The sequence below is a fragment of the Algibacter lectus genome (assembly GCF_004368925.1).
Classification (GTDB): Bacteria; Bacteroidota; Bacteroidia; order Flavobacteriales; family Flavobacteriaceae; genus Algibacter; species Algibacter lectus.
Genome location: NZ_SORL01000007.1, coordinates 868684 through 891406, shown reverse-complemented (window position 1 = coordinate 891406; position 22723 = coordinate 868684). Strand labels below are relative to the sequence as shown.

At 33.9% G+C, this 22723-nt stretch carries 15 protein-coding genes; 4 read left to right on the top strand and 11 right to left on the bottom strand.

The annotated features are described in order from the left end of the window. Positions 1-228: 228 nt before the first annotated feature. The 4 genes from DFQ06_RS04755 to DFQ06_RS04740 are packed head-to-tail and all read left to right on the top strand — an operon-like array spanning position 229 to position 7025. Positions 229-3480 (top strand): glycosyl hydrolase, encoded by a 3252-nt coding sequence (locus DFQ06_RS04755; protein ID WP_159140029.1) that lies wholly within the window; start codon positions 229-231, stop codon positions 3478-3480. Between the two features lie 6 nt (positions 3481-3486). Continuing rightward, positions 3487-4443: a hypothetical protein gene (locus DFQ06_RS04750; protein WP_133966304.1), complete on the top strand. Its 957-nt coding sequence runs from the start codon at positions 3487-3489 to the stop codon at positions 4441-4443. A 24-nt stretch (positions 4444-4467) separates the two neighbouring features. Next, complete coding sequence (locus DFQ06_RS04745) at positions 4468-5547, top strand: PKD domain-containing protein (protein ID WP_133966302.1); 1080 nt, start codon at positions 4468-4470, stop codon at positions 5545-5547. Between the two features lie 29 nt (positions 5548-5576). Continuing rightward, the gene (locus DFQ06_RS04740) at positions 5577-7025 is read left to right on the top strand and encodes a sulfatase family protein (RefSeq protein ID WP_133966300.1); all 1449 of its coding nucleotides are present in this window, start codon (positions 5577-5579) and stop codon (positions 7023-7025) included. A gap of 105 nt (positions 7026-7130) precedes the next feature. Here the strand turns inward: DFQ06_RS04740 and DFQ06_RS04735 are convergent, their stop codons facing one another. From DFQ06_RS04735 to DFQ06_RS04685, 11 genes are all read right to left on the bottom strand, one after another. Further along, positions 7131-8792, bottom strand: a complete 1662-nt coding sequence (locus DFQ06_RS04735) for a glycoside hydrolase family 43 protein (RefSeq protein WP_133966298.1) — start codon at positions 8790-8792, stop codon at positions 7131-7133. 442 nt (positions 8793-9234) lie between these two features. Next, entirely contained in the window at positions 9235-9918 is a 684-nt protein-coding gene (locus DFQ06_RS04730) for an alpha/beta hydrolase fold domain-containing protein (protein ID WP_317129996.1), read from the bottom strand. Between the two features lie 30 nt (positions 9919-9948). After that, positions 9949-10152, bottom strand: a complete 204-nt coding sequence (locus tag DFQ06_RS04725; protein WP_133966294.1) for a hypothetical protein — start codon at positions 10150-10152, stop codon at positions 9949-9951. A gap of 129 nt (positions 10153-10281) precedes the next feature. After that, positions 10282-10509: an outer membrane beta-barrel protein gene (locus DFQ06_RS04720; RefSeq protein WP_133966292.1), complete on the bottom strand. Its 228-nt coding sequence runs from the start codon at positions 10507-10509 to the stop codon at positions 10282-10284. Between the two features lie 9 nt (positions 10510-10518). After that, positions 10519-10824, bottom strand: coding sequence for a hypothetical protein (locus tag DFQ06_RS04715; protein WP_133966290.1), 306 nt, complete (start codon positions 10822-10824; stop codon positions 10519-10521). Between the two features lie 264 nt (positions 10825-11088). Beyond that, a complete protein-coding gene (locus tag DFQ06_RS04710; protein WP_133966288.1) occupies positions 11089-14052 on the bottom strand; it encodes a G8 domain-containing protein in 2964 nt (987 codons plus the stop codon). A 386-nt stretch (positions 14053-14438) separates the two neighbouring features. Then, the gene (locus DFQ06_RS04705; RefSeq protein ID WP_133966286.1) at positions 14439-17015 is read right to left on the bottom strand and encodes a beta-glucosidase; all 2577 of its coding nucleotides are present in this window, start codon (positions 17013-17015) and stop codon (positions 14439-14441) included. A gap of 61 nt (positions 17016-17076) precedes the next feature. After that, a complete protein-coding gene (locus DFQ06_RS04700; protein ID WP_133966284.1) occupies positions 17077-18357 on the bottom strand; it encodes a T9SS type A sorting domain-containing protein in 1281 nt (426 codons plus the stop codon). 45 nt (positions 18358-18402) lie between these two features. Then, a complete protein-coding gene (locus DFQ06_RS04695; protein WP_206672754.1) occupies positions 18403-19806 on the bottom strand; it encodes a sulfatase family protein in 1404 nt (467 codons plus the stop codon). Positions 19807-19864: 58 nt separating this feature from the next. Next, positions 19865-21199, bottom strand: a complete 1335-nt coding sequence (locus DFQ06_RS04690; protein WP_074935494.1) for a family 43 glycosylhydrolase — start codon at positions 21197-21199, stop codon at positions 19865-19867. Between the two features lie 3 nt (positions 21200-21202). Beyond that, positions 21203-22723, bottom strand: a complete 1521-nt coding sequence (locus DFQ06_RS04685) for a sulfatase (RefSeq protein ID WP_074935493.1) — start codon at positions 22721-22723, stop codon at positions 21203-21205.

Here is a 22723-nt window from a genome sequence, read left to right as displayed (position 1 = left end):
TTATGGTTTAAGGTAATTATAGCTACTTGTTTTTCTTTTTGAGTAATTAGTAAAAAAAGGAATGTGTTTAATAAGGTAATACACTTGTATAATCTCTAGTTTATCTTCTTAGCCTAATAGTGATAGGCAGTAAAGGGCAGGATAGATTTTATAACATTTATGTGTTTATTTACACAAACTTATTAAAGAGTCTAATAATTACAAGTTGTATCACGTATGAATTTTCTATTGAAAAATTTTAAAATTATCATAGTTTTAACCGCATTTATATTCCATAGTTGCGAAACACCGAATGAAGTTAAAAAGCCCGATTTAGGGAAGTTGAAAACCGGATTTGTAACCCCTTCGGAAGACAATACATTATGGTGTTATTGGTATTGGATTGGTGATGATATTTCTAAAGATGGAATTACCAAAGATTTAGAAGCTATGAAAGCTGCTGGTATTGGTGGCGCTTTAATAGGAAATATAAATCCTGATGAAAAAGATGGTAAAGTGCCTATGCTAAGTGAAGATTGGTGGAGCCATATGGTACACGCTGTAAATGAAGGAAAGCGTATTGGTGTTGATATAGGAGCATTTAACTGTCCAGGATGGAGTCAATCAGGAGGCCCTTGGATAACATCAGAAATGGCGATGCGCTATGTAACGTATTCTGAAGTGAAAGTTGAAGGCGGTAAAACTATTGATTTAAATTTGGTACAACCTGAAAAAGAATTCCAAGATACTTATGTTTTAGCGTTCCCGTCAATAGGTTACGAAGCGAATACGACTTCAGTAAAAAACACCAAAATTGTGGTAAAACCGAGTATCAAAAACGCTATGAATCTTATAGATGCTGATACGGTATCTGTAGCCAGTTTTTCAAATAGCGTCGGTAATTATGAAATTGAATTAACTACAGAAAAAGCATTAAACGCTAATAGTTTGCGCATTATTCCTGGTAGAAAAAACATGTTTTTAAGTGGAGAGATTTTTGCTAAAATGGATGGTGAATATAAAAAGATTAAAGCATTTACTGTTGACAGGAGAAAGCTAACACCAAATGTGGGGGCAGATAAATATGCACCCATATTGGTAAGCTTAGCAAATATAAAATCTAACAGTTTTAAAATAAAATTTAAACAATTAATAAAAGGGAACCCTGCTCAGCAAAAAGGTGAATGGGATCTAGCAGAGATTTCAATTTCAGAAGCTTCAGGAATGGAAAGTTATGCTAGAAAAAGTTTAGCAAAAATGCACCCAACACCATTTCCGGCTTGGGATAGTTATAAATGGAATCAGCAAGAATCTGTAGATTCGGCTTTAAAAGTGGGGTCTAACGCAGTTATTAATATCAGCGATAAAATGGATGCTAATGGAAAACTTAATTGGGAAGCTCCTGCAGGTTTGTGGACCATTCAGCGTTTTGGGATGACTCCAACCGGTACAAGAAATTCACCATCGGCACCGCAAGGAAAAGGGTATGAGGTTGATAAAGCTAATAAAGCCTTGGCTCAATTTCATTACAAACAATTTATTGGAGAATTTTTAAAACGAATTCCAGAAGAAAGCAAAAGTGCTTTTAAATATGTTATTGCAGATAGTTATGAAATGGGGTCGCAAAACTGGACAGATGGTTATGCTGAAAAATTTGAAGCCAAATTTGGTTATAGCCCTATAAAATACTTACCTGTTTTTACAGGCAGAATTGTAGGAAGTGTGGAAGAATCTGAACGTTTTTTATGGGATTTACGTCGCTCTATTGCAGATGCCGTAGCTTATGAATATACAGGTGGGCTTAGAGAGTCAAGTAATGAGGATAATTTGCAATTGTGGTTAGAAAACTATGGACATTGGGGGTTTCCTTCAGAGTTTTTAATGTATGGAGGGCAGTCGGATCTGGTAAGTGGCGAGTTTTGGAATGAAGGTACTTTAGGAGATATTGAATGTAAGTCGGCATCGTCTGCTGCTCACATTTATGGGAAAAACAGAGTCTCTGCCGAAGCGTTTACCGCAGGACAACGTTCATATGTTAGGCACCCAGCAATGTTAAAAAAACGAGGCGATTGGTCTTTAACCGAAGGTATTAATCATTTTGTACTGCATTTATACATTCATCAACCAGACGATAATAGGGTGCCAGGTGTTAATGCTTGGTTTAGTACAGAATTTAATCGCCATAATACATGGTTTAAAAAATCGAAAGCTTATTTTGATTATTTGAGAAGATCACAGCATATGCTACAACAAGGTCAGTATGCTGCAGACGTGTGCTATTTTATAGGCGAAGATGCACCAATAATGACTGGTGTTAGAAACCCTGAATTACCAGAAGGCTATTCTTATGATTATATTAATGCTGAGGTTATTTTAGATAGAATGACGGTTAAAGATGGCAAATTTGTATTGCCTGATGGTATGAGTTATAGTTTAATGGTGTTGCCACCGTTTGATACCATGAGACCAGAACTTTTAGAGAAAATAGAAACTTTAGTTAGTCAAGGTGGAAAAATTTACGGACAAGCACCCAAAAAATCTCCAAGCTTACAAAATTATCCGGAAAGTGATATTAAAGTTAAAGAAATAGCCAATAAAATGTGGGGATCTAGCGACGAAGCATTAAAAACGTATAGGCAAGGGGCTATTGCTGATGGTTTGGAATTACAAGAGGCACTTACAAAATTAAATATTGATAAAGATGTTGATTTAAACGGACAAGCCTCTGTACTTTGGACACACCGAACAATGCCAGGAATAGAAATTTATTTCTTAACCAATCAGAGTGATAAAGCTATTGAGTTTACACCTTCATTTAGAGTAAAAGGGATGAAACCTCAACTTTGGGATGCCATTAATGGAACAATTAAAGATTTACCCGATTTTAAAGAACTAAATGACCGTACAGCAGTACCAATAAAAATGGAAGCTTTACAAAGTTGGTTTGTTGTTTTTAGTACATCAAATAACATGGGTGAAACATTAAAAAGTGAAAGTAATTTTCCTGAAACCAATATCGTTCAAACATTAAATAATCCATGGAAGGTTGATTTTAAAAACAAAGACATTGGACCAAAACAAGTTATAGAACTTCCTAAATTAACAGATTGGATTGAAAGTGAAAATGATAAAATAAAGTTCTATTCAGGTACTGCTGTTTATACATCTAATTTTAAGTATTCTAAAGAAGAAGAAATGACAAATGTGTATATAGATTTAGGAAAAGTTGGAGTTATGGCATCTGTGAAAATTAATGGAAAAAATATAGGTACCACATGGATCGCTCCTTTTAAATTAAACGCAACTTCTGCTCTTAAAAATGGCGAAAATACTATAGAAATAGAAGTGGTTAATGTTTGGAGAAACAGATTGACGGGAGACCGAGAATTAGATAAAGATGAGCGAACTACTTGGGTTATTGTTGATAGTGCCAAAAAAGAAGAGGAATTGATTTCATCAGGACTATTAGGGCCTGTAACTATTCAAACAGTAAAGAAATAGCTAGCCATGAGAAATTTTATTGTTGGAGTATTAATTCTATTAACTATAATAAGTTGTGAAGGTTTCAAGAAAAACAAACAAAAACCAGTTGCAACAATCGTAGATACAAACTTAAAGGAAGTTGGCATAGATAATGGTATTTTAGAATTAAAATTAGATTTAACCAGAGGTGGGGCTATTTTTTATATTTCGGAATCTGGAAAAGAAAGAAATATTGTAAATGTGCATGACGAAGGGCGCTATATTCAGCAATCTTATTATGCAGGAAATATGTTAAATAGGGTTAAGGAAGGTCAAAATCCAAATTGGTCGCCATGGACGTGGAATCCTATTCAGGTAGGAGATTCTTTTGGAAATAGAGCGGAGATATTAGCTGCTACAAAAACAGAGAACACATTATACGTAAAATGTATTCCTATGCTATGGGATATGAATAATAAACCTGCAGAAGCCATAATGGAGCAATGGAGCATCTTAGAAGGCAATGTTATAAAAGTACATAATAAATTAACCTGCCACCGTACAGACACTATTTATGGAGAAACGGGAGCAAGAAGTCAAGAGCTTCCTGCAGTATATCCTATTTCGGCACTTAAAAATTTATATAGTTATTTTGGAGAAGCACCATTTACGAACGATACTCTTGATAATCCTGAAGTAGAACATCTAGAAGATGGTTTTTGGGGGCGTTATAATGAAAATAAAGTTACAGAACATTGGATGGCATTTGTAGATGATAATAAATGGGGTATGGGTGTTTATACGCCAATATCTTCAAATTTTTTAGCAGGAATGGCGGGTGCTCCGGGTTTTGAAAGTACAGATAGTCAAACCTCTTATATCGCACCATTAAAATCTGTACAATTAAAGAAAAATGATGTTTTTGAATACGATTATTGGTTAGTCATAGGTAGCCTTGATGACATTCGTTTAGAAATTTATAAACTAAATAATCGCCTTTAATTATAAATAGTTAAGGATTAAATCATGATTAAAAAACAGTCGTATATAATTTGCTTAACTTTTTTGTTAGGATTGTCATTATTCACTTTTGGTCAACGCGGTAAGGAATATAAAATTTACCAGTTTCCAAAAAATGAAATCCCTAGAATTGATGGTCGTTTTTCAGATTGGAAAAATGTTCCAGAATCCTATACCATTGGTTTAAAAGAAATGAAAAAAGCTGTAAAAGGTTTAGGTTCAAATTTAGACCCAAAAGATTATGATATTGAAGTTAAAGTAGCATGGGTTAAAGACTTAGATAGACTCTATTTTTATGTTGAAGCTTATGATGATTATTGGGATTTTAGTGAGAAAGGACTTCGTCAGGATATTTTTGAATTAGTAGTTGATGGTAATTTATCTGGAGGGCCTTTCATTAAAAAAGATAATGGCAATTTAGATCATTTCACTTTTGAAGCATTGCATTTTAAAGGCCATGGCGCACATGCTCAAAACTATCATATTTTCACACCTGTCCTAGATAAAGATCCAGCTATGGTTTGGGGCAATACACCTTGGATAAAAAATTTTCCGTATTTCAATATTGCTTACGACTATAATTTTAAACATGGCGAAAAAGGAAATCTTAAAATGGAGTTTTGGATAACACCTTTCGATCATGCAGACATTTCTGGAATTGATAAATCAACAATAAGTCAATTAAAAGAAAATGAAATCATTGGTTTGTCATGGTGTGTTATTGATTACGATGGCGAAAAATCTAGAGACTTTATCCATTTGGCAGACGACCTCAAAATGATTCGTGATGCCAGTTATTTGAATTTCTTTCGGTTAATGCCTTTAGATGAAAATCACAGAAAACCAATAGAAGCTCATTGGTCATTTCTAGAATTAGATAGAAAAGAACGATGGATTCAGTTTAAAGATGAGTCATTTGGAGTAATAGAAACATGGCATTGGGATTTTGGAGATGGAAAAGAGTCTTTTGAAAAAAGTCCATCTCACTTTTATGATAAAGCCGGAGAGTGGATTGTTGTTTTAACAGTATCTGGACCTAAAGGCGAAGACATACGTTCAAAAGTTTGGGATGTAGTTACCGAATAATTTGTAGATTAATTAAAATATATAAATACATGATACCATTTAAGAAACTTAGCCTTTTGGTTATAGGCATTACTATGTTACTTTCTTGTAACTTAAAAAAAGGGAATACCACTCAAGTAACAAAAGAATCTAAACCCAATGTCCTAATTATTTTGGCAGACCAATGGAGGGCCCAAGCAACAGGGTATGCCGGGGACCCTAATGTAAAAACACCAGCCTTGGATAGTTTAGCGGCAATGAGTGTTAATTTTAAAAATGCGGTATCAGGAATGCCTGTATGTTCTCCTTTTAAAGCATCTCTATTAACAGGACAGCGACCTTTAACACATGGTGTTTTTATGAATGATGTGCAATTAGATACCAATGCGGTAACTATGGCAAAAATTTTAGCAAAGGAAGGATATAGTACAGGTTTTGTGGGTAAATGGCATATTGACGGACATGGAAGGTTACAAAATGTAATGCCTGGTAATAGAAGACAAGGATTTCAATTTTGGATGGGAAATGAATGTACACACAATTACAATGGATCTGTATATTATGATAATGATTATCCTAAAAGAAAAATTTGGAAAGGTTATGACACGTTTGCACAAACTGATGCTGCTATTAATTATATGAATGATAGAAAATTGGCTAACAACCCATTTTTAATGTTACTTTCTTATGGAACGCCTCACGCGCCTTACCATTCAGCCCCCAAAGAATATAGAGACTTATTTAACCCAGACGATATTAAGTTACGTGAAAATGTCCCTGTTAATATGAAGAAAAAAGTAAGAGAGGATCTCGCTGGTTATTATGCACATATTACGGCCTTAGATGATATGATAGGAAAGGTTGTCCGAAATTTAAGGAAAAATAGCCAGCTAGATAATACTATTATTGTTGTAACCGCAGATCATGGAGATCTTTTGGGGTCTCATGGCGCCTATAAAAAACAACAACCTTATAACGAATCTGCTGGAGTTCCTATGTTATATTATATTCCTGAAAAATTAAAAATAGCTCCAGGTATAAAAGATGCTTTGATGAATTCGGAAGATATATTACCAACTATTTTAGCTTTGTGTGATGTTACAATTCCTAACACTGTAGAAGGTATTAACTATAGACCTTATTTGGAAGGCAAAGAAAAGAACGTTGGAGAGTCTACTTTGTTAACCTGTGTACAGCCATTTGGACAATGGAATAAAGTGCAACATGGAGGTAAAGAGTATAGAGCGCTTAAGACTAAAAGATACACTTATGCGAAAGACTTAGACGGTCCTTGGTTGTTATTTGATGACGAGAAGGATCCGTATCAAATGAACAATTTAATTGGAAATGTAGCCTATGCTTCGTTACAAAAAGAGTTAGATAAAAAGCTAATAGAACGCTTAGTTGAAACAGAAGACGATTTTCTTCCAGGCATGGAATATATAAAGAAATGGGGATATCCTTTAGACGCAACTGGTACTGTGCCTTACACACAATAAACTAATAGTTTTTTAGCTTATAAATATAAAAGAAAGCCCTCCTTTACTCATCCGAATGTTAAGGAGGTCTTTTGTATTTACAAATTTGTTTAATGAATAAGTTTATTATTTTGTATCTCCTTTTGGACCATCATAGTCATATTGAAACCAATCAATATCAATATATCCTTTTGCTTCTGAGTTCATGCTGTAATAGCCAACCAAATTGGGTGCGAAACCACTAAATAGTAAACGGACTTCATTTCCAAATTGTGTAAACATTTTTCCGTCTAAACTATAATAAAAAGTAGCTAAACCATTTGTGACTTTCGCCTGAAACCAAATATTTTTTTGATTTATAAAGCTTCCTTTTTGAATATTAAGAGCGTCATTTTTACCAGATCTAAACAAGAGTTGTAATTTCTTTTTTTCTTTTTTGATAGCAATGGCATTATTTTCAAGAGAAGAAATATGAAATCCAATTTCTTGTCCAGACTTCATTTTAGAAAGGTCTATTTTGGTCGTCATGACATTATCGTATCTCCCCATTAAACGTTGTCCGATTATATTTGGAAGTTCATCTAGACTGTTGTTTTTTGAAGAAGAAGGGACAGATGATTTTAATCTTAAGAAACCAGGTCTTTCTGTGAGTGACCATTTTGACATATCCGGATTAAAGCGCCAGTTCAATTGCATCCCTAATATAGCTCTATCAAAGTTATCATCGAATGCTGGTGCTTTTATAGATTTATTTTGTATCGGTTTTGTGTGTTGCCAGACAACTTCACCAACATCATTTCCATCGGTATCAATACCTACAATTGGCCAACCATCTTTCCAAATTACTGGCTCTAGAAACTGTGGTCTTCCCATATATCTTTCTTGTGGAGTTCCTGTAGACAATTGATGTAAAAACCAGCTTGTACCATTTTCCAAATTAATGAAAGCTCCTTGTGCAGGGTTTCTATTAGTTCCATTTCCGTTTTCTAAGATAAGTTTTCCCCAAGGGCCTTTTATACTTTTTGAGCGTTGAATAGCTCCTTTTCTAAGTCTGGTGCCTTCAGTATCTTTTTCTACATAAACATTCGAAACATAGTACATGTTTTCGTACTTAAAGATCTTTACAGCCTCTCCTTGATAAGTATTTGTTACGAGAATTCCTTCTCCCTTATTTTCTAATATTTCAGTCCCATCCCATGTCATAGGATAAATTCTCACTTCTCCATGAGTCCATAGCCCTATCCATGCCTTTTTAGTTTCTAAGTCCCAAAAAACTCCAGGGTCAGTGGTGTTTATATGACTACCATCTGCCCAAGTAATTTCTTTTGGGATACTCCATGGTCCTTCCATCGTTTTCGCTTTAGAATAGACTATAATATGTGTACCTCCAGGTTTTATGTTTCGTTTGTTGTAGCACCAATAGGCAAAGTATTCTTCCCCATTATATCCAAAAGAACCTGCCCAGTTTCCTCTACTGGTTAATTTTCTTTTTTGAGTAATACTAAAATTTTCATCATAATCTACTGGTGCATTCATAATATGGTTTGAAAACTCCCAATTGACCAAATCTGTTGATTTTAAAATAACCATACCTGGCACAAAGTGGTTAGTAGAAGACATCATATAAAACGTATCTCTCATTCTAATCACATCATTATCAGTATAATTGGTTTGAAGTATTGGGTTTTTGTAAGTTCCATCGCCTTGATCTCCCCAACTACCCGTTTGTTGTGCAGTTATTATATGTTGGGAAGCAATAATAATAAGTATTATTAAAAATCGTTTCATTTTTTATTAATTTTTGATAAGTTATTAAAGTGATTATTACTTTTTCATTAACCAACTTTAGAAAGATAATAGTCACTATAAAAACCTATAGGGATATGACGAATTATAACTCTATTTTATTACGTCTCGGTATATTTAAAACTTATAACCAACACCAAAACTAAAATTGTTTTAATTACCCAAAATAGAGGCTTCATTTAAACTATTATTAACTACATGTTTATCCGTTAGCCCATAATTATATCGAGACTCTATAAACCAATGGTTATTGATGTTGTATTGCGTTCCAATATTACCCAACGGTTAATGTATGATTTCGTTTCGTGGTATTTAATCGTCAAATTACAAAAAACATTAAATGGGATGCAGTCCTTGATTTTACTGCTGTCTCGGCTATTTTTTTTCATATTTGCCAGTAGTTTTTATCCTATTCAACTCAATTTTATTTATCTAATAACTTATCCACAAAAAACTCAATGAATGAATTATATTTTGTTTTAGCCCCTGGATATTTCAAATCGGCTTCAACATTTAGCTTGTCCATTTTTTCTTTTAGTGCGGTTCCAAAATCTACATGATGCACAACCCAACCTCTAGCTCTCTTTGCATTGTTTGGTACTGCAGTTTTTGGCGACATTGCATATTGCATGAAAATAGGAGGATCATCGGCAGTTACCAAAACAAGAGCAGATATCGTTTTTGCTATTTCATCGGCTTCCTCTAGTGTTTTAGCGCCAAAGGTTTGAAGGCGAGTTTTACCGTTAAAAGTTGCCTCTTCACCAGGAGCATATTTACCAATATGTTTAATCCAGAAGTCAGATTCCATAGTGGTTTGTCCACCTTTTGTGGCTACACAAGCAACACGAGTAGATTCCCTTTTTATTGGATCATCAATTTTGGTATTAGCCATTTCGTCACTAAAAGCAAGCCACATACATATTTGTGCACCTGCAGAGTTCCCAAATACGCCTATACTATTTTTATCAATGTTCCATTCGGTAGCATTTGAACGAATAAACTGTAAAGCAAGCTTAGCATCATTATGTGCGGCAGGCAAGGGAGCAATTGATTTATAGCGGTAATTTATGGAGGCAACAGAAATTCCTGCTTCTAACAATTGTGTCAGTTCATCATCATTGATCCTTTCTTTATTACCTTACGAAAATCCTCCTCCATGAATAAATATAGCTAAAGGTGTTGTTTTGTTTTTGTCTGCAAACCAAACATCTAAAACATTTCGCTCATGCTCACCATATTTAACATTGGTTAAATATGGTGCAGGTTTACCTTTTTGAGCATGAGCACAATGTGATGCAATTAAAAAAAGAACAAAGATATTGATAGTTTTAAGACTTTTCATTTTAGAAAATTTATGTGAACATTAATTTATCTTCATTACCTTTTTTATTATTCAAAAGCCTTTATTAAGGACGAGTCAAAATTGTTAATAACGTATATAAGGTAATAAATAGCGTTTTCATAATTAATTTTAAAACTTATACCCAACACCAAAACTAAAATTGTTTTTATTACCCAAAATAGGGGCTTCATTTAAGTTATTATTAACAACATGCTTATCTGCTAGACCATAATTATATCGGGCCTCTATAAACCAATGGTTATTGATGTTGTATTGCGTTCCAAGAGTTAAAGAAGCAGCAAGGCTTTCAGAAGAAGAACCTCTAAAAATAGAATCATCTTTCGTGTTAATTTCCAATTGGGGACCTTAGTAAATGTCAAACTTATTAGTCAGTTTATATTTTAAAAGTAATGGAATTTCTATGACTGAGTATTGCCTAATATTGGTCTCAATTTGCAAACTAAACTTTTCTGATAGCCTTTTTGTTGCAAATAGCCCAAAGTAGATATCTTGATTAGTGTTGTTGCCGTTTTCATTTGAAAGTGCTGTTGCTATGTAACCATGCCGAATACCAAAATCAAAGGATTTAGAATCTACTGAAACCTCTGAATCTTGTGCGAAAATAATTGAAACTGATAATAACGTAAATAAGGTAATAAATTGTGTTTTCATAATTAATTTGTTTTAATATTTATATCCACAAACCTAAGCCTGTAAAGAGTTTGTAGTTGCCAATTAAAACATGATTAAACCTATATATAAAGTAAAATACTGACAAAAATTGTTAAGTTTTTAAGATAAACTTATCTTAATTTTATTATAGAATGTTTGCTTTTATATATCCGTAGATTTAATGATGAAATAATTGCAGTTTTTGAGTTTATAATTCCATCAAAATCTAGGCAACAAAAGTGTTTTTTGTTTTTGAAATTAGTTTTATTTAACCACTAACTTTTTAGTAATAAATGTGTTTTTATCTTTAAGAAAGAACTTGATAAAATACATGCCAGATTTTGCATTTTTAAGGTTTAATGTGTTCCCTTTTTTCTGAGAGTTAATTACCTTTCCTGTAATATCATATACAACAACTTCAAGATTACTATAATTTTCTAAACCATTTAAATGAACAATTTGTCTAGAAGTAATAGGGTTTGGATATAGCGTTAAAGTATTATTGTTTGTTATTACATTTTCCACATTTAAAACAGGATTGTTTTCAAATAATGGCCCTAAACCTATATACTCGGTTCCTGCAAAAGTTTCATCTCTATCTGTAACACCATCATTATCGGTATCTAATACAGGCCAACCCGCAGGTTGTATATTCCATTTAAAATTAATAACAGAAACTCCTAGTTTTGTACCAAAGAACTTTACGTAATAATGGTTTCCTAGTTTGGCAACTGTTGTTTCGCTTGAGTTTTTTAAAGCTGTTAAGGTTGTAGCTACAGGATAGTTTTCTTCAGTAGTAATCCCTGCAAGTTTCGCAAAATTCTTCATTCTAATGATTACATGGTCTCCATCTTTGTAAGTGTCTTCCAGTCTTAACGTAAGTTTTCTGTTATCAGGTAGATTTTCAAATTGAATCGTGTAGAGAAAATCATCATTTAATATGACAGCAGTTTGTGGAATATTATAAAAACCATTAGAATGGTAGTGTCCTGCTTTGGATGTACCTGGTTTGGTTCTTGTAAAAGTCATTCTAGGAACGTTTGTAGCATTTTCATTACCGCTAGTTATTGGGAAATTAAGATGTCCAATACGTTTTTTTGTGAAATAGGTATTCCTCCAATTTTCAAAAGGTTTTTCTGTACCGTCACGGAGCATATTGTGATTAGATATTATAGTTCCTCCACCTGGTACACCAGTTAAAGAACCGTCTTTGTCCCAAATAGCAAAGATCCATACACGTACTTGTGCAGCAGAATTCGCTCCTGCAGGACCTTTTTGTAATCTATTATAATTCGGAAGATTAAAAATAGGAGGTCCCGTAAAATCTTTCTCAATACCTGATACCACATAATTTGGATGCTTTTTAGAGCCTCCAATTGATGATGCGTATTTTGTTTCTGGCTGATTCCAACCTACTAAATAAGAATCTGTAATAGAAAAAGCTCCGTCATACGCTTTCATTAAAACACGTTCTCCATTGAATACACTTTCACCTGATTTTGCAACAAATATGCAGTTTAGATGATCTGAATAGTTAGCATGCATTAAATGTATTTCATTATCAATGAATACATTATTTCTAAAAATAACATTTCTAGTAGGGACACCACCACCAATACCACCATACACGCCAATTTCATTAGCATACCAAGTATTGTTGTCTAAATAGCGTTTTTCAGATCTATTCCAACTTGCATTGGCTCCTATGGAATGATCTTTTCTTAGAATATCAAATATATCAAAGCCATTTTTATTACTGTGTGCCGTATTTCCAGAAAACGCTCCCAATTTATCTCCCCTCGGATTTAAATTTTTTAGTCTGTCTACGCCTGAAGACTGTTGAATGGGCTTGTCTGGAAAAATAAACCAAAAACCGGTACCATCTGAACCTCCTGCTACATTGTTGGTAACAATATTGTTAGGATTTGTAATCCAATAACTAGATGGCGAAGCATTTTGTGGGGTACTAAACTGATTGTCAGAAGGTGTTAATTCGTCTCCTTTTGCGGGCTTTCTTGTAACGGCTACTACATTATTTCTAATAATATTAAAACGTTCTCCACCATCTTCCATAAATAATCCATGCCCCATATGATCGACACAGAAGTTACCCTCAACTAATGTAGATTCTGTCCCATGAATAGTAATCGCGCGGTTGTAACTTCTATAAATACTTGTGTTTTTTAAATATTGTCCAGCACCTCTTTCTTCAACTAAATGCCAATGGAAAGGGTAGCGTCCTAATTGTTTTCTTTGACCCATTTTGTACAATTCTACATCCTCTACATGAGCTACACCATTGTTATGAATCATCATATGGCCACCGTAGTTTAAAGCTTCAGAATCAGCATCTCCTTGAATTTTTATACTTTTGGTTAACAGTCCTACTTCTGCTCTAATATCGGCATTCCATGTTTTATTTGATGGACTTGTATAAGAATGTGCTGTACCTATGTGAGGAAAATTTAATACTGAATTTAATCTTATTATTTTTCCATTATTTGATATGCTTTTTATGGTTTTGACTTCTGCTTGATTCATATTAATTCGAGAAGATAAAATAATAATAGAGTCTCCAACTTTCCAATTTGTAGCAGGGTCTACCAAACTTATAACATCTCTATTTTTTATTGCATTGGCACTTAGTTTTGTCCAAGATAATTTTTTTTCACCATGTAGTTCAAGAACTCCATGGTTCATAACAACAATTGATTTTGTTGTGACGTTTGTATTGGGTATTTTTTTCTCAGTATCCGTACCAATCAAAGTTATGAGTCCATTTTTTAAATAGGGTTCCGTTTCTGTTCCCCATTCAAAGTAGGCTTGTGCTCCTTTTACGAAAATAAATTCTGTGGAAATGCGAATGTCTTTTGAAAGATCGACAATTAATTTTCCGGCAACGGTAATAGATTTTACACTGATGTTTTCATCTAATACCAACACAGAATTCTCGGGTACAACAACATCATCTTCTTGGGATGGTTTAATTTCTCCTATCCAACTTTCAGCAGAGGACCATTTTTTTAACCCTGTGATATTACTACCAACAGGTAGAGTAACATTTCCTGTATGAGGTTTCGATTCTACAACGGTAAAAGCTACACCTGTTTTTTGTGATTTCTTAGTTTTTTTTACCTTGCTAGCATGCATCATTCCCCCTGATAGGAGTAATAAAAGAGTTAGTAAATAGCTAAAATGTTTAGAATAGAATAACAGATATGTTTTCATTTTGTTTGTGTATTTAGTGATAAGTATTCGTTATATAATTGGATGATAACTCCGTGGGTATAGGGAAATACTATTTCAATAGAGGAGGATTGTTTTAAAGTAAATATTGACTATGACAGTTTATAGAGAACAATAACACACACATAAGTTTATAGATATAGGAGTACGAAGTCATAATTAGAGGTTTAAAGTAGAGTACCTTCTTATTTTATTAGGTTTCCTTTATTTTTAATCGAAGGAAAACAAGCTTTACCAAATTATCATTTTTGTTTTTTTTTTGCATCCTGCTGTTTAGGGGTCAGTGGTTTAAGGAGGCTTTATAGTACATTAAACCCCTATATACATATATGTATACAGGGGTTAAGATTTGATGTTTTTCTTCTTGATTAACGTGTAATTGACACGTTTCTTAAAATTTTAGTTGAAGATTGTCCAAGTAAAATATCAAAAGTACCTGGTTCTAACCACCATTTATGTGTCTCTGGATTAAAGTAAGAAAATGCGCTTTCATCCAGATGAAAGACAATGTCTTTAGATTCTCCAGGTGCTAATTGAATACTCTGAAATCCTTTCAATTCTTTTAATGGTCTTGGAAAAGTAGATTGCTGATCGTGTATATATAACTGAACCACATCTATACCTTCTACGTTTCCTGTATTTTTTACTGTCATACTTACAGTCACATTTTTACCTTCTATTTTTATATTTGGTTTTCCGTAACTATAAGTTGAATAACTCAAGCCTGCTCCAAAAGGAATTAATGGCTCAATTTTTTTACTTTCATACCAACGATATCCAACAAATACACCTTCATGATGTTCTATAGTATCATTTTTAGCTGAGTTTTGGCGAAAAGGTGCTGCCGGTGAGTCTTCATATTTTTTAGGAAAAGTTATCGGCATTCTTCCTCCAAAATCATTGTCTCCAGCTAATAAGGAAGCCAATGCATTTCCGTTTTCAATTCCTGCATACCAAGGTAAGACTAGGGCAGGAGCTTTATCAAACCAAGGCATAGCCATAGGTGTTCCTCCGTATAGTATTATGGCGGTATTAGGATTTACAGCTATTACGCGCTCTATCAATTTATCTTGATAGTCTTGAAGTCCCATACTTAATCTATCCATACCCTCAGATTCGGTATTATGATCTAAACCTACAGCTAAAACAACAAATTCTGCATTACGAGCTGCTTCCACGGATCTGTCAAGTTTGTCATTTAATTGTTGCTCAGAATTTGGAGTTATCCAAGATAATTGAATATTTCCATCACCACGAGCTTTACGGAACGTAAGTTTGATTTCGTACTTTTTTCCGCTTTCTAATCTCATTGTAGACTCACGAAACCTTTGGATAAACATTTTGTTAGAAACCAATTTACCATCTAATTCAAGTGTTACTTGCTGACTCCCTTTTATTCTAATGGTATAATTTCCAGATGTTGGAGGAACTAGTGTACCAGTAAACTCTGCAATATATCTATCAGAGCTTAATTCATCACGGTCCGGTGAAGCCATTTCCCAATTAAAATTAATATCGGGAGTATTATGGTAAACGATATTTTTTTTATCAGTATTAGGGTGTTTACCTGAGTAAGTAGCTAAGAACCCTTCTCTTTTTTTACCAGTTTTATCAATATGATATACGTTAGGAGCTGCAATGGTTTTGTATAATTCATTGATTGAAAAAGGTACATTCGTAACTTTATCTCCAAATCTTTTTTTAAGACCTTGTAGCGCTGATATTTCATACATTACCCCTCTAACACCTGAACTTCCTCCAGATTCTTTAAAGAATTTTTTATTCGCCATAGGTCCTAGTACAGCTATCTTATTTGTTTTATTAGAAATAGGTAATATATTATTGTTGTTTTTAACCAACACCATACTTGCCAATGCAGCATCAAATGCCAATTGGTGATGTTTATCATAATCAACAATTACTGTTGGTTTCGCTGGAGATCCAGGTAGTTTTCCTGCAAAATAATTACCACGTAATAAACGTCTCACTTTATCATCTAAGGCTAGTAAATTAGTTTGACTTGCGTTCGCTATAGGTTTTATTTTATTAACAGAAAAAGGAGATCTAACTTTTCCTGGCATAGATAAGTCTAAACCTGCTTCAAAAGCTTCTTTTGATGTTTGTACCCCGTTCCAATCTGTATATAAAAAACCGGGCCAATTCCATTCTTCTTTTAATATATTGATTATATCCGGATTGTCAGAGGCATGTGGTCCGTTAACTCTATTTGCACCAGTCATTATACTTAATACTCCAACTTCACATGCTGCTTTAAATGCGGGTAAGTAAATTTCATGTAACGCTCGTTCATCAATAACAGCATTTACTTGACCTCTATTTTGTTCTTTATTATTTCCTATAAAATGCTTGGCAGAATTTAATGCACCTGCACCTTGTCCACCTATAATAAATGCACTTGTTACTTTTGCATTTAAATATGGATCTTCCGTATAATATTCAAAATTTCTTCCATTCAAAGGGTCTCTAATAATGTTGATTGAAGGTGCTTCTAGAATATCCCAGCCTGCTTCTAGTAATTCTGAAGAAATAGCTGCTCCAATCTTATTAACCAATTCAGGTTTAAAACTTGCAGCTTGCGCAATACCTGTGGGGAAAAGTGTGCTTTTATATGACGTCTGTAGTCCCCTAGGACCATTATAAAAAATCATGGCACCTACACCTAAACGTTTTACTGCAGCCGAACCTCTGCTAGGAGGTGCATGTCCGTCTATATCACCTTGCAACATAGTTAGCTTTTCATCTAATGTCATTTGCTTAAGTATATTTTCTACAGCAGTTTCCATTGCAGGAGTAAAGAACTCATTATACTTTGGTGTAGCATTATATTTTGGTTTTTGAATATTATTATTATTATTATTATTATTATGTGTATTTGAAGCACAAGATGAAAGAATTAATAAAGTAATAATTGACACTAATTTCATATGATTTTATTTTATTAGGAACGGAAATAAGTTAATACAGTAAGTAAAAGCTATGTTATCTTTAATTTATAATTAATTTTTTAGTGATGAAATTATTTTCATTATCAAAACGGAACTTTACAAAGTATAATCCAGTATCGGCATTGGTTATTTTTATAGTATTACCCTTAGAATGAGATTGAATTATTTTTCCTGTGATATCTGTTACAATAATTTGTTCAATATCATCAGATTTTAAATTTTTGAAATTAACAACATGCCCTTTTTTTGATGGGTTAGGAAATAATTTGATAGCACTATCATCAAGTTCAAAGTCATTTGTAGATAATGCTGCATATCTAGTGTTATCATAAACTTGAGCCTGTGTTGGAGTGCCGTCTAAACCTTGAAATAAACGTCTTTGTTCTATAAGGGATAAAGCAATTCCTGTCATAGTATTATCATAAGTAGTACCATCGTTTATGGTTTCTGGATAAAATGTAAAAGCAGGGTTGTAGGTTACAGGCATAATAACCACTCTATTACTTCTCATAAAATTAAAATCCATGAGATCTGTACCAAGCCATCTCATAAAATCTCTAAATTGTTGAAAACCGTTAGGTGTTCCATAAGGATTGGTCATTGTATTTACGGGAACTTGAAAAATAATACGTTTGTTGATGGTGTTAGGATTGGTCCAAAGCCATTTAAGCAACGTTTGCCTTGAACCCCCATTATTATACCATAATTGAGGTTTTGCTTCAATAGCAACATTTGCTACTAAAGGGCTTTCACACCAGCCTCTACTTTCAGCACCATTATTTCGGGCATTATAGATGAGTTTAACATTGGGGCGGTTAGCATCCAACCAATTTCTCATGGTTTGAACTTCTTCTAAAGTATATTTGTAAACAACTCTAGTGCTTGGGTCGCTGCCTACAAAATTATCAAAAAACATAATCCCATTAACCGTATAGCCTGCTTGATCAACTTGTGCAAATCTATTTTCTAGAAAAGGTATTAAATCATCTCTGTCAGGGAAAGCATCACTTTTAAAAAATGTTCTAGGAACTGGAATAAAACCATTTTTTCCACCTAATTCATAAGTGTTGACTAGATTATTAAATTGACCAGTAGTCAGAGACTCTTCTCCTTCACTTGGTGTTCCTGCTGCTGGATTTACAGGTGTATTATTAATATTTAAGCCTTCAACTAATTGAGCTGTATTTGCCCAAGTTTCTTTTTTTAAAATAGAATTTCTTGGAGTACAAGTTGTTCCTAGCCAAACTTCATATTGGCTATGGCAATTTATACTTGCTAATATAAAAGCTAAAACTACAACTACTGATAATTTATTTTTCATGGCATTTTTTTATTGTAAAATATAATTTGTATTTGTTGGAGATATTTAATTATTTGAATGTCCAGCTGCTCTGTTTCCAGTTCCTTTTGCTAAACCAACATTTAAGTCTCCTAATTCTCTACGGGCATATTCAACGACTTTCATGAGTTCTTTTTCTTTTTCAGGATATGTTGCAATCACATTGTATTGTTCCCCAGGATCACGAGTCATGTCAAATAGTTGGGGTTCTGTAATAACTACATTTTTCCGTTTACCATTTTTTCTATCGTTTCCTATGTCGTTTTGATAGCTTTTGTATGTATGAGGTAATATGAGTTTCCAATTTCCTTTTCTAACGCCGTTTAGGTTGTTTTTTCCGTAGTAGTATAAAATGGTTTCTCGTGGATCAGATGTAAAATCGCCTTTAAAAAGTGAGCTAATATCGACACCATCAATTTTGTTTTTAGATAATTTTCCTTTTGACATTGCTGCTAGAGTAGGAAGTAAGTCAATAGCACAACCTAATTTATTACAAACCGTTCCTGCTGGGATTTTATTTGGATAACGAATGATGAACGGCACACGTTGTCCGCCTTCCCAACTACTTAGTTTACCTTCTTTTAAACCACCTGAAGATCCTGCATGATTTCCAAAACTAAGCCAAGGGCCATTATCAGAAGTAAAAATAACAATAGTGTTATCCTCTATATTATTCTTTTTTAAGGCTTTTGTAATTTCTCCGACAGACCAGTCAATTTCCATCATGACATCGCCATACATGCCTTGTTCACTTTTTCCTTTAAACTTGTCAGAGACTCCTAAAGGAATATGTCCCATGCTATGCGGCAAGTATAAAAAGAAAGGCTTATCTGCATTTTTATTTATAAATTCTACAGATTTTTCAGTGTACATAGTGGTCAAGTTATCTTGATCTTCAAAACTGGTAATGTAACTAATCGTTTTATTGCCTTCAATTAAAGGCAAGTCAGGAAGCTTACCACGTCCTTTATCTTTTGGAAGTCTTTCTCCTGTCTGGCTACTATAAGGCCATATATCGTTAGAGTATGGTAATCCTATAAATTCGTCAAAACCATGTTGTAATGGTAAAAATTCTTTCTGCCAACCTAAATGCCATTTACCAATGCAAGCTGTTGCATAACCTTGATCTTTAAACATTTCAGCTATAGTGTACTCATCTGAGTTTAATCCCGTGTTATGAAATGGAAATAACGCACCGTTAATGCCAACTCTATTTGGGTAGCATCCAGTCATGATTCCAGCTCTAGATGCACTGCATACGGGTTGTGCTGCGTAAAAATTAGTAAAGCGCATACCCTCACTTGCCATTTTATCAACATGAGGCGTTTGAAAACCAGTAGCTCCATAGACTCCCACATCGCCATAACCTTCATCATCTATAAAAACAATGATAACATTTGGTTTAGTTGGGTTTTTACTTTGTGATTGCATCGTTTTGCAGCTAAAAAAAAGCGATGCCATTAAAGTTAATAGGATGTATTTTTTCATATTATTTACTAAAATAAAAAGCGTTAAGATGAACCAGTTCTCCTTTATCTCCTTTAAAAACGAAATATAAATTATGCGTTTTCTTTTTGTTTTTTAATGGGGTAGACACGGTTTTATAACTGTACCAACTGCCTGTATTTGGTATGTTACAGGTCCCTAATAATTCTCCTGTGGGACTATCTAATCGAATTTCTATGGTTGCATTATCAACTTTTGAAGCCACCTCAAAATTAATAGTAGTATTAGCATCCATTTTTATGATGCTTGGAAAGTTTACATAGTCGTTATTTTGAATGTTTTTCAAAACAAAACCATCTTGTCCTTCTTTTTTCTGAATGCCTTCAGACTTTTTAAAAAACCATTCGGCTTCAATGCTTTTCCATAGCGCACTATAGCTTCCTACACCAGTTTCATAATATTTACCAGTTTCTATAAAATTGGGGTCGCTAATCATATCACCATTATCTTTATAGTGTAAATAAGTCATCATAACTTGCCGATATGCTCTATTGTCATAAGGTGCGCAAGTAAATTCCCAAGCATGGTAACTTTGCCCATTGTAATTTGCAAAACTAGCGTGTCCTTTGGGTTGTCCAGTACTTCTTTCATTAACGTAAGGGCCTTCTATGTTTTTGGACGTTCTATAAATTCCTGCACAGCTTAAATAATACGTGTCTCCATATTTATGAAAATATTGATGATCTCTAGCTCTCCCTTTTTCTCCAAAACCAAATTCGGTATCGGTTTTTAACGAAATTGGTTCTCCTTTTAGTGAGACCATATCATCGTTTAATTCAATAAGTTGGTAGTACAACATTTTATTAAGAATAAACCCATTTCTACCGTATATCAGATAGTGTCTCCCATCGTCATCTGTAAAAGTGGTTGGGTCATATTCATAATTTTTAGACATTTCCTTTGGTAAAAAGGCTTTGTTGTAAATATCTACGTAAGGACCATCTGGTTTATCTGCAACCAACATCCCTGTCTCTTCGCCAGCGTTAGAAAAGTAGAAATACACTTTATCATTTTTAAAAGCAAGATCTGCGGCCCAACATCTTGTGCTAGCTTCACCTAAATAAGTATCTTTTGGATCTATATGTGCTTCAACTTTCCAATCTCGTAAATCGGTAGATGAAATAATAGTCCAATAGGTCATTTTAAATCCTTTGTTTCCAATAGCATCGTCTTTGCCAATAGCCATATACATTTTTCCATCATGAACCTTCATGGCGGGATCTGCATAGCCTCTTATAATGGGGTTTTGAGAATATAAGCTGCCAGAGTTTATAAGTATAGTTAAAAAGAGTAATAAAGAGTTTGAAATAATTTTCATGTATTAGTAGCTTGGATAGTTTTTAATAGGAAATATTGGGGGTATTCCAAATTTTGATTTACTTCCTTTTTTATAATTAGGATTTTTTACAGGAACTAGAGCATCAATATCGTTAAGATAATTATCGAGCATTTTTGTCATGCTCTGAACTAGTTTTTCTTCATTTGCCGCAATGTTATTGCTTTCAGAAATATCTTCTTTTAAGTTGAATAATTTATATTCGGGAGTTCTGTTAGGTCCTTCACCATACACTTTTAGTAATTTATAATCTTCGTGCCATACTGCTGTTGTAGGATAGTTGCCGGTGGCGGGAACATAATGAGGGAAGTGAGAAAATACAGCTTTTCTGTTTAATGGTTTTTGTTTAGTTAGTAAGTCACTTAACGATATACCATCTAGTTTTTGCTCTGGGTTTTGCTTTGTATTTGTGATATCTAATAGGGTTGGATAAAAGTCGGTACTTTGAATGATTTCATCTGAAGTAGAATTTGGTTTAATTTTACCTATCCAAGATACAATACAAGGCACTCTAATGCCGCCTTCATAGATATTTCCTTTACCAAAGCTTAAAGGGTAGTTGTTGGTTGGAAAATCTCCATTAACCACGTCGTACATGTTTCCACCGTTATCAGAATAGAAAACGATAACCGTATCTTCCATAATATCAAGAGCTTCTAATTTATCTAAGATAGCACCTAAACTCTCATCTACTTTCTCCATCATGCCACCCATAATCGGGCTGTTTTGTTTTCCACGAGGGTCTTTTTTAGCTTCGTATTTAGCAATCAATGCTTTTGGTGCTTGATAAGGGGCGTGCACACCATATTGCCATACGTTTAAGAAAAAAGGTTGGTCTTTAGTTTGATTTTCAAGGAAGTTAATCGCTTCTTTTGTAACTCTATCTGTTATGTATTCGTGCTTTTCTCCGTTTGGTAAATTCGGTATTTTATAAGGCGAAAAATAACTTGGAGGTCCTGGATGTTGTTGGCCGCCAATATTTATGTCGAATCCATGATCTTCTGGCCAATAGCCTTTTTGACCTAAATGCCATTTACCAATATGAGCGGTTGTATATCCATTTTCTTTTAAGGCTTCGGCAATAGTAAATTGATTTGTAGTAAGAAAGGTTCTTGAATCTGGTGTTGCCATTTTTTGCCAAGGCGCTCCTTTTTTTGCACTTAAATCTTGATTTGGGTTTGGAGGTAAATGGCCTCCAGGCATAGTAATACGAACTCTTGCAGGGTCTTGACCTGTTAAAATACTAGATCTGGTTGGCGAGCATAGCGGGTTAGCTGCATAGGCGTGCGTAAATTTCATTCCCATTTTTGCTAACCGCTCCATGTTAGGGGTTTCGTAGTATTCACTTCCGTTTATACTGGTATCCATCCAACCCATATCATCAACTAAGAAGAAAATAATATTAGGTTGTTTTACTGTTTTTATCTCTTTTTTTGTGTGAGAACCACATGCAAGTACGCTTGCAAGAAGCGTTGCTAAACCAAAGGTTTTTAATGTTTTTATCAT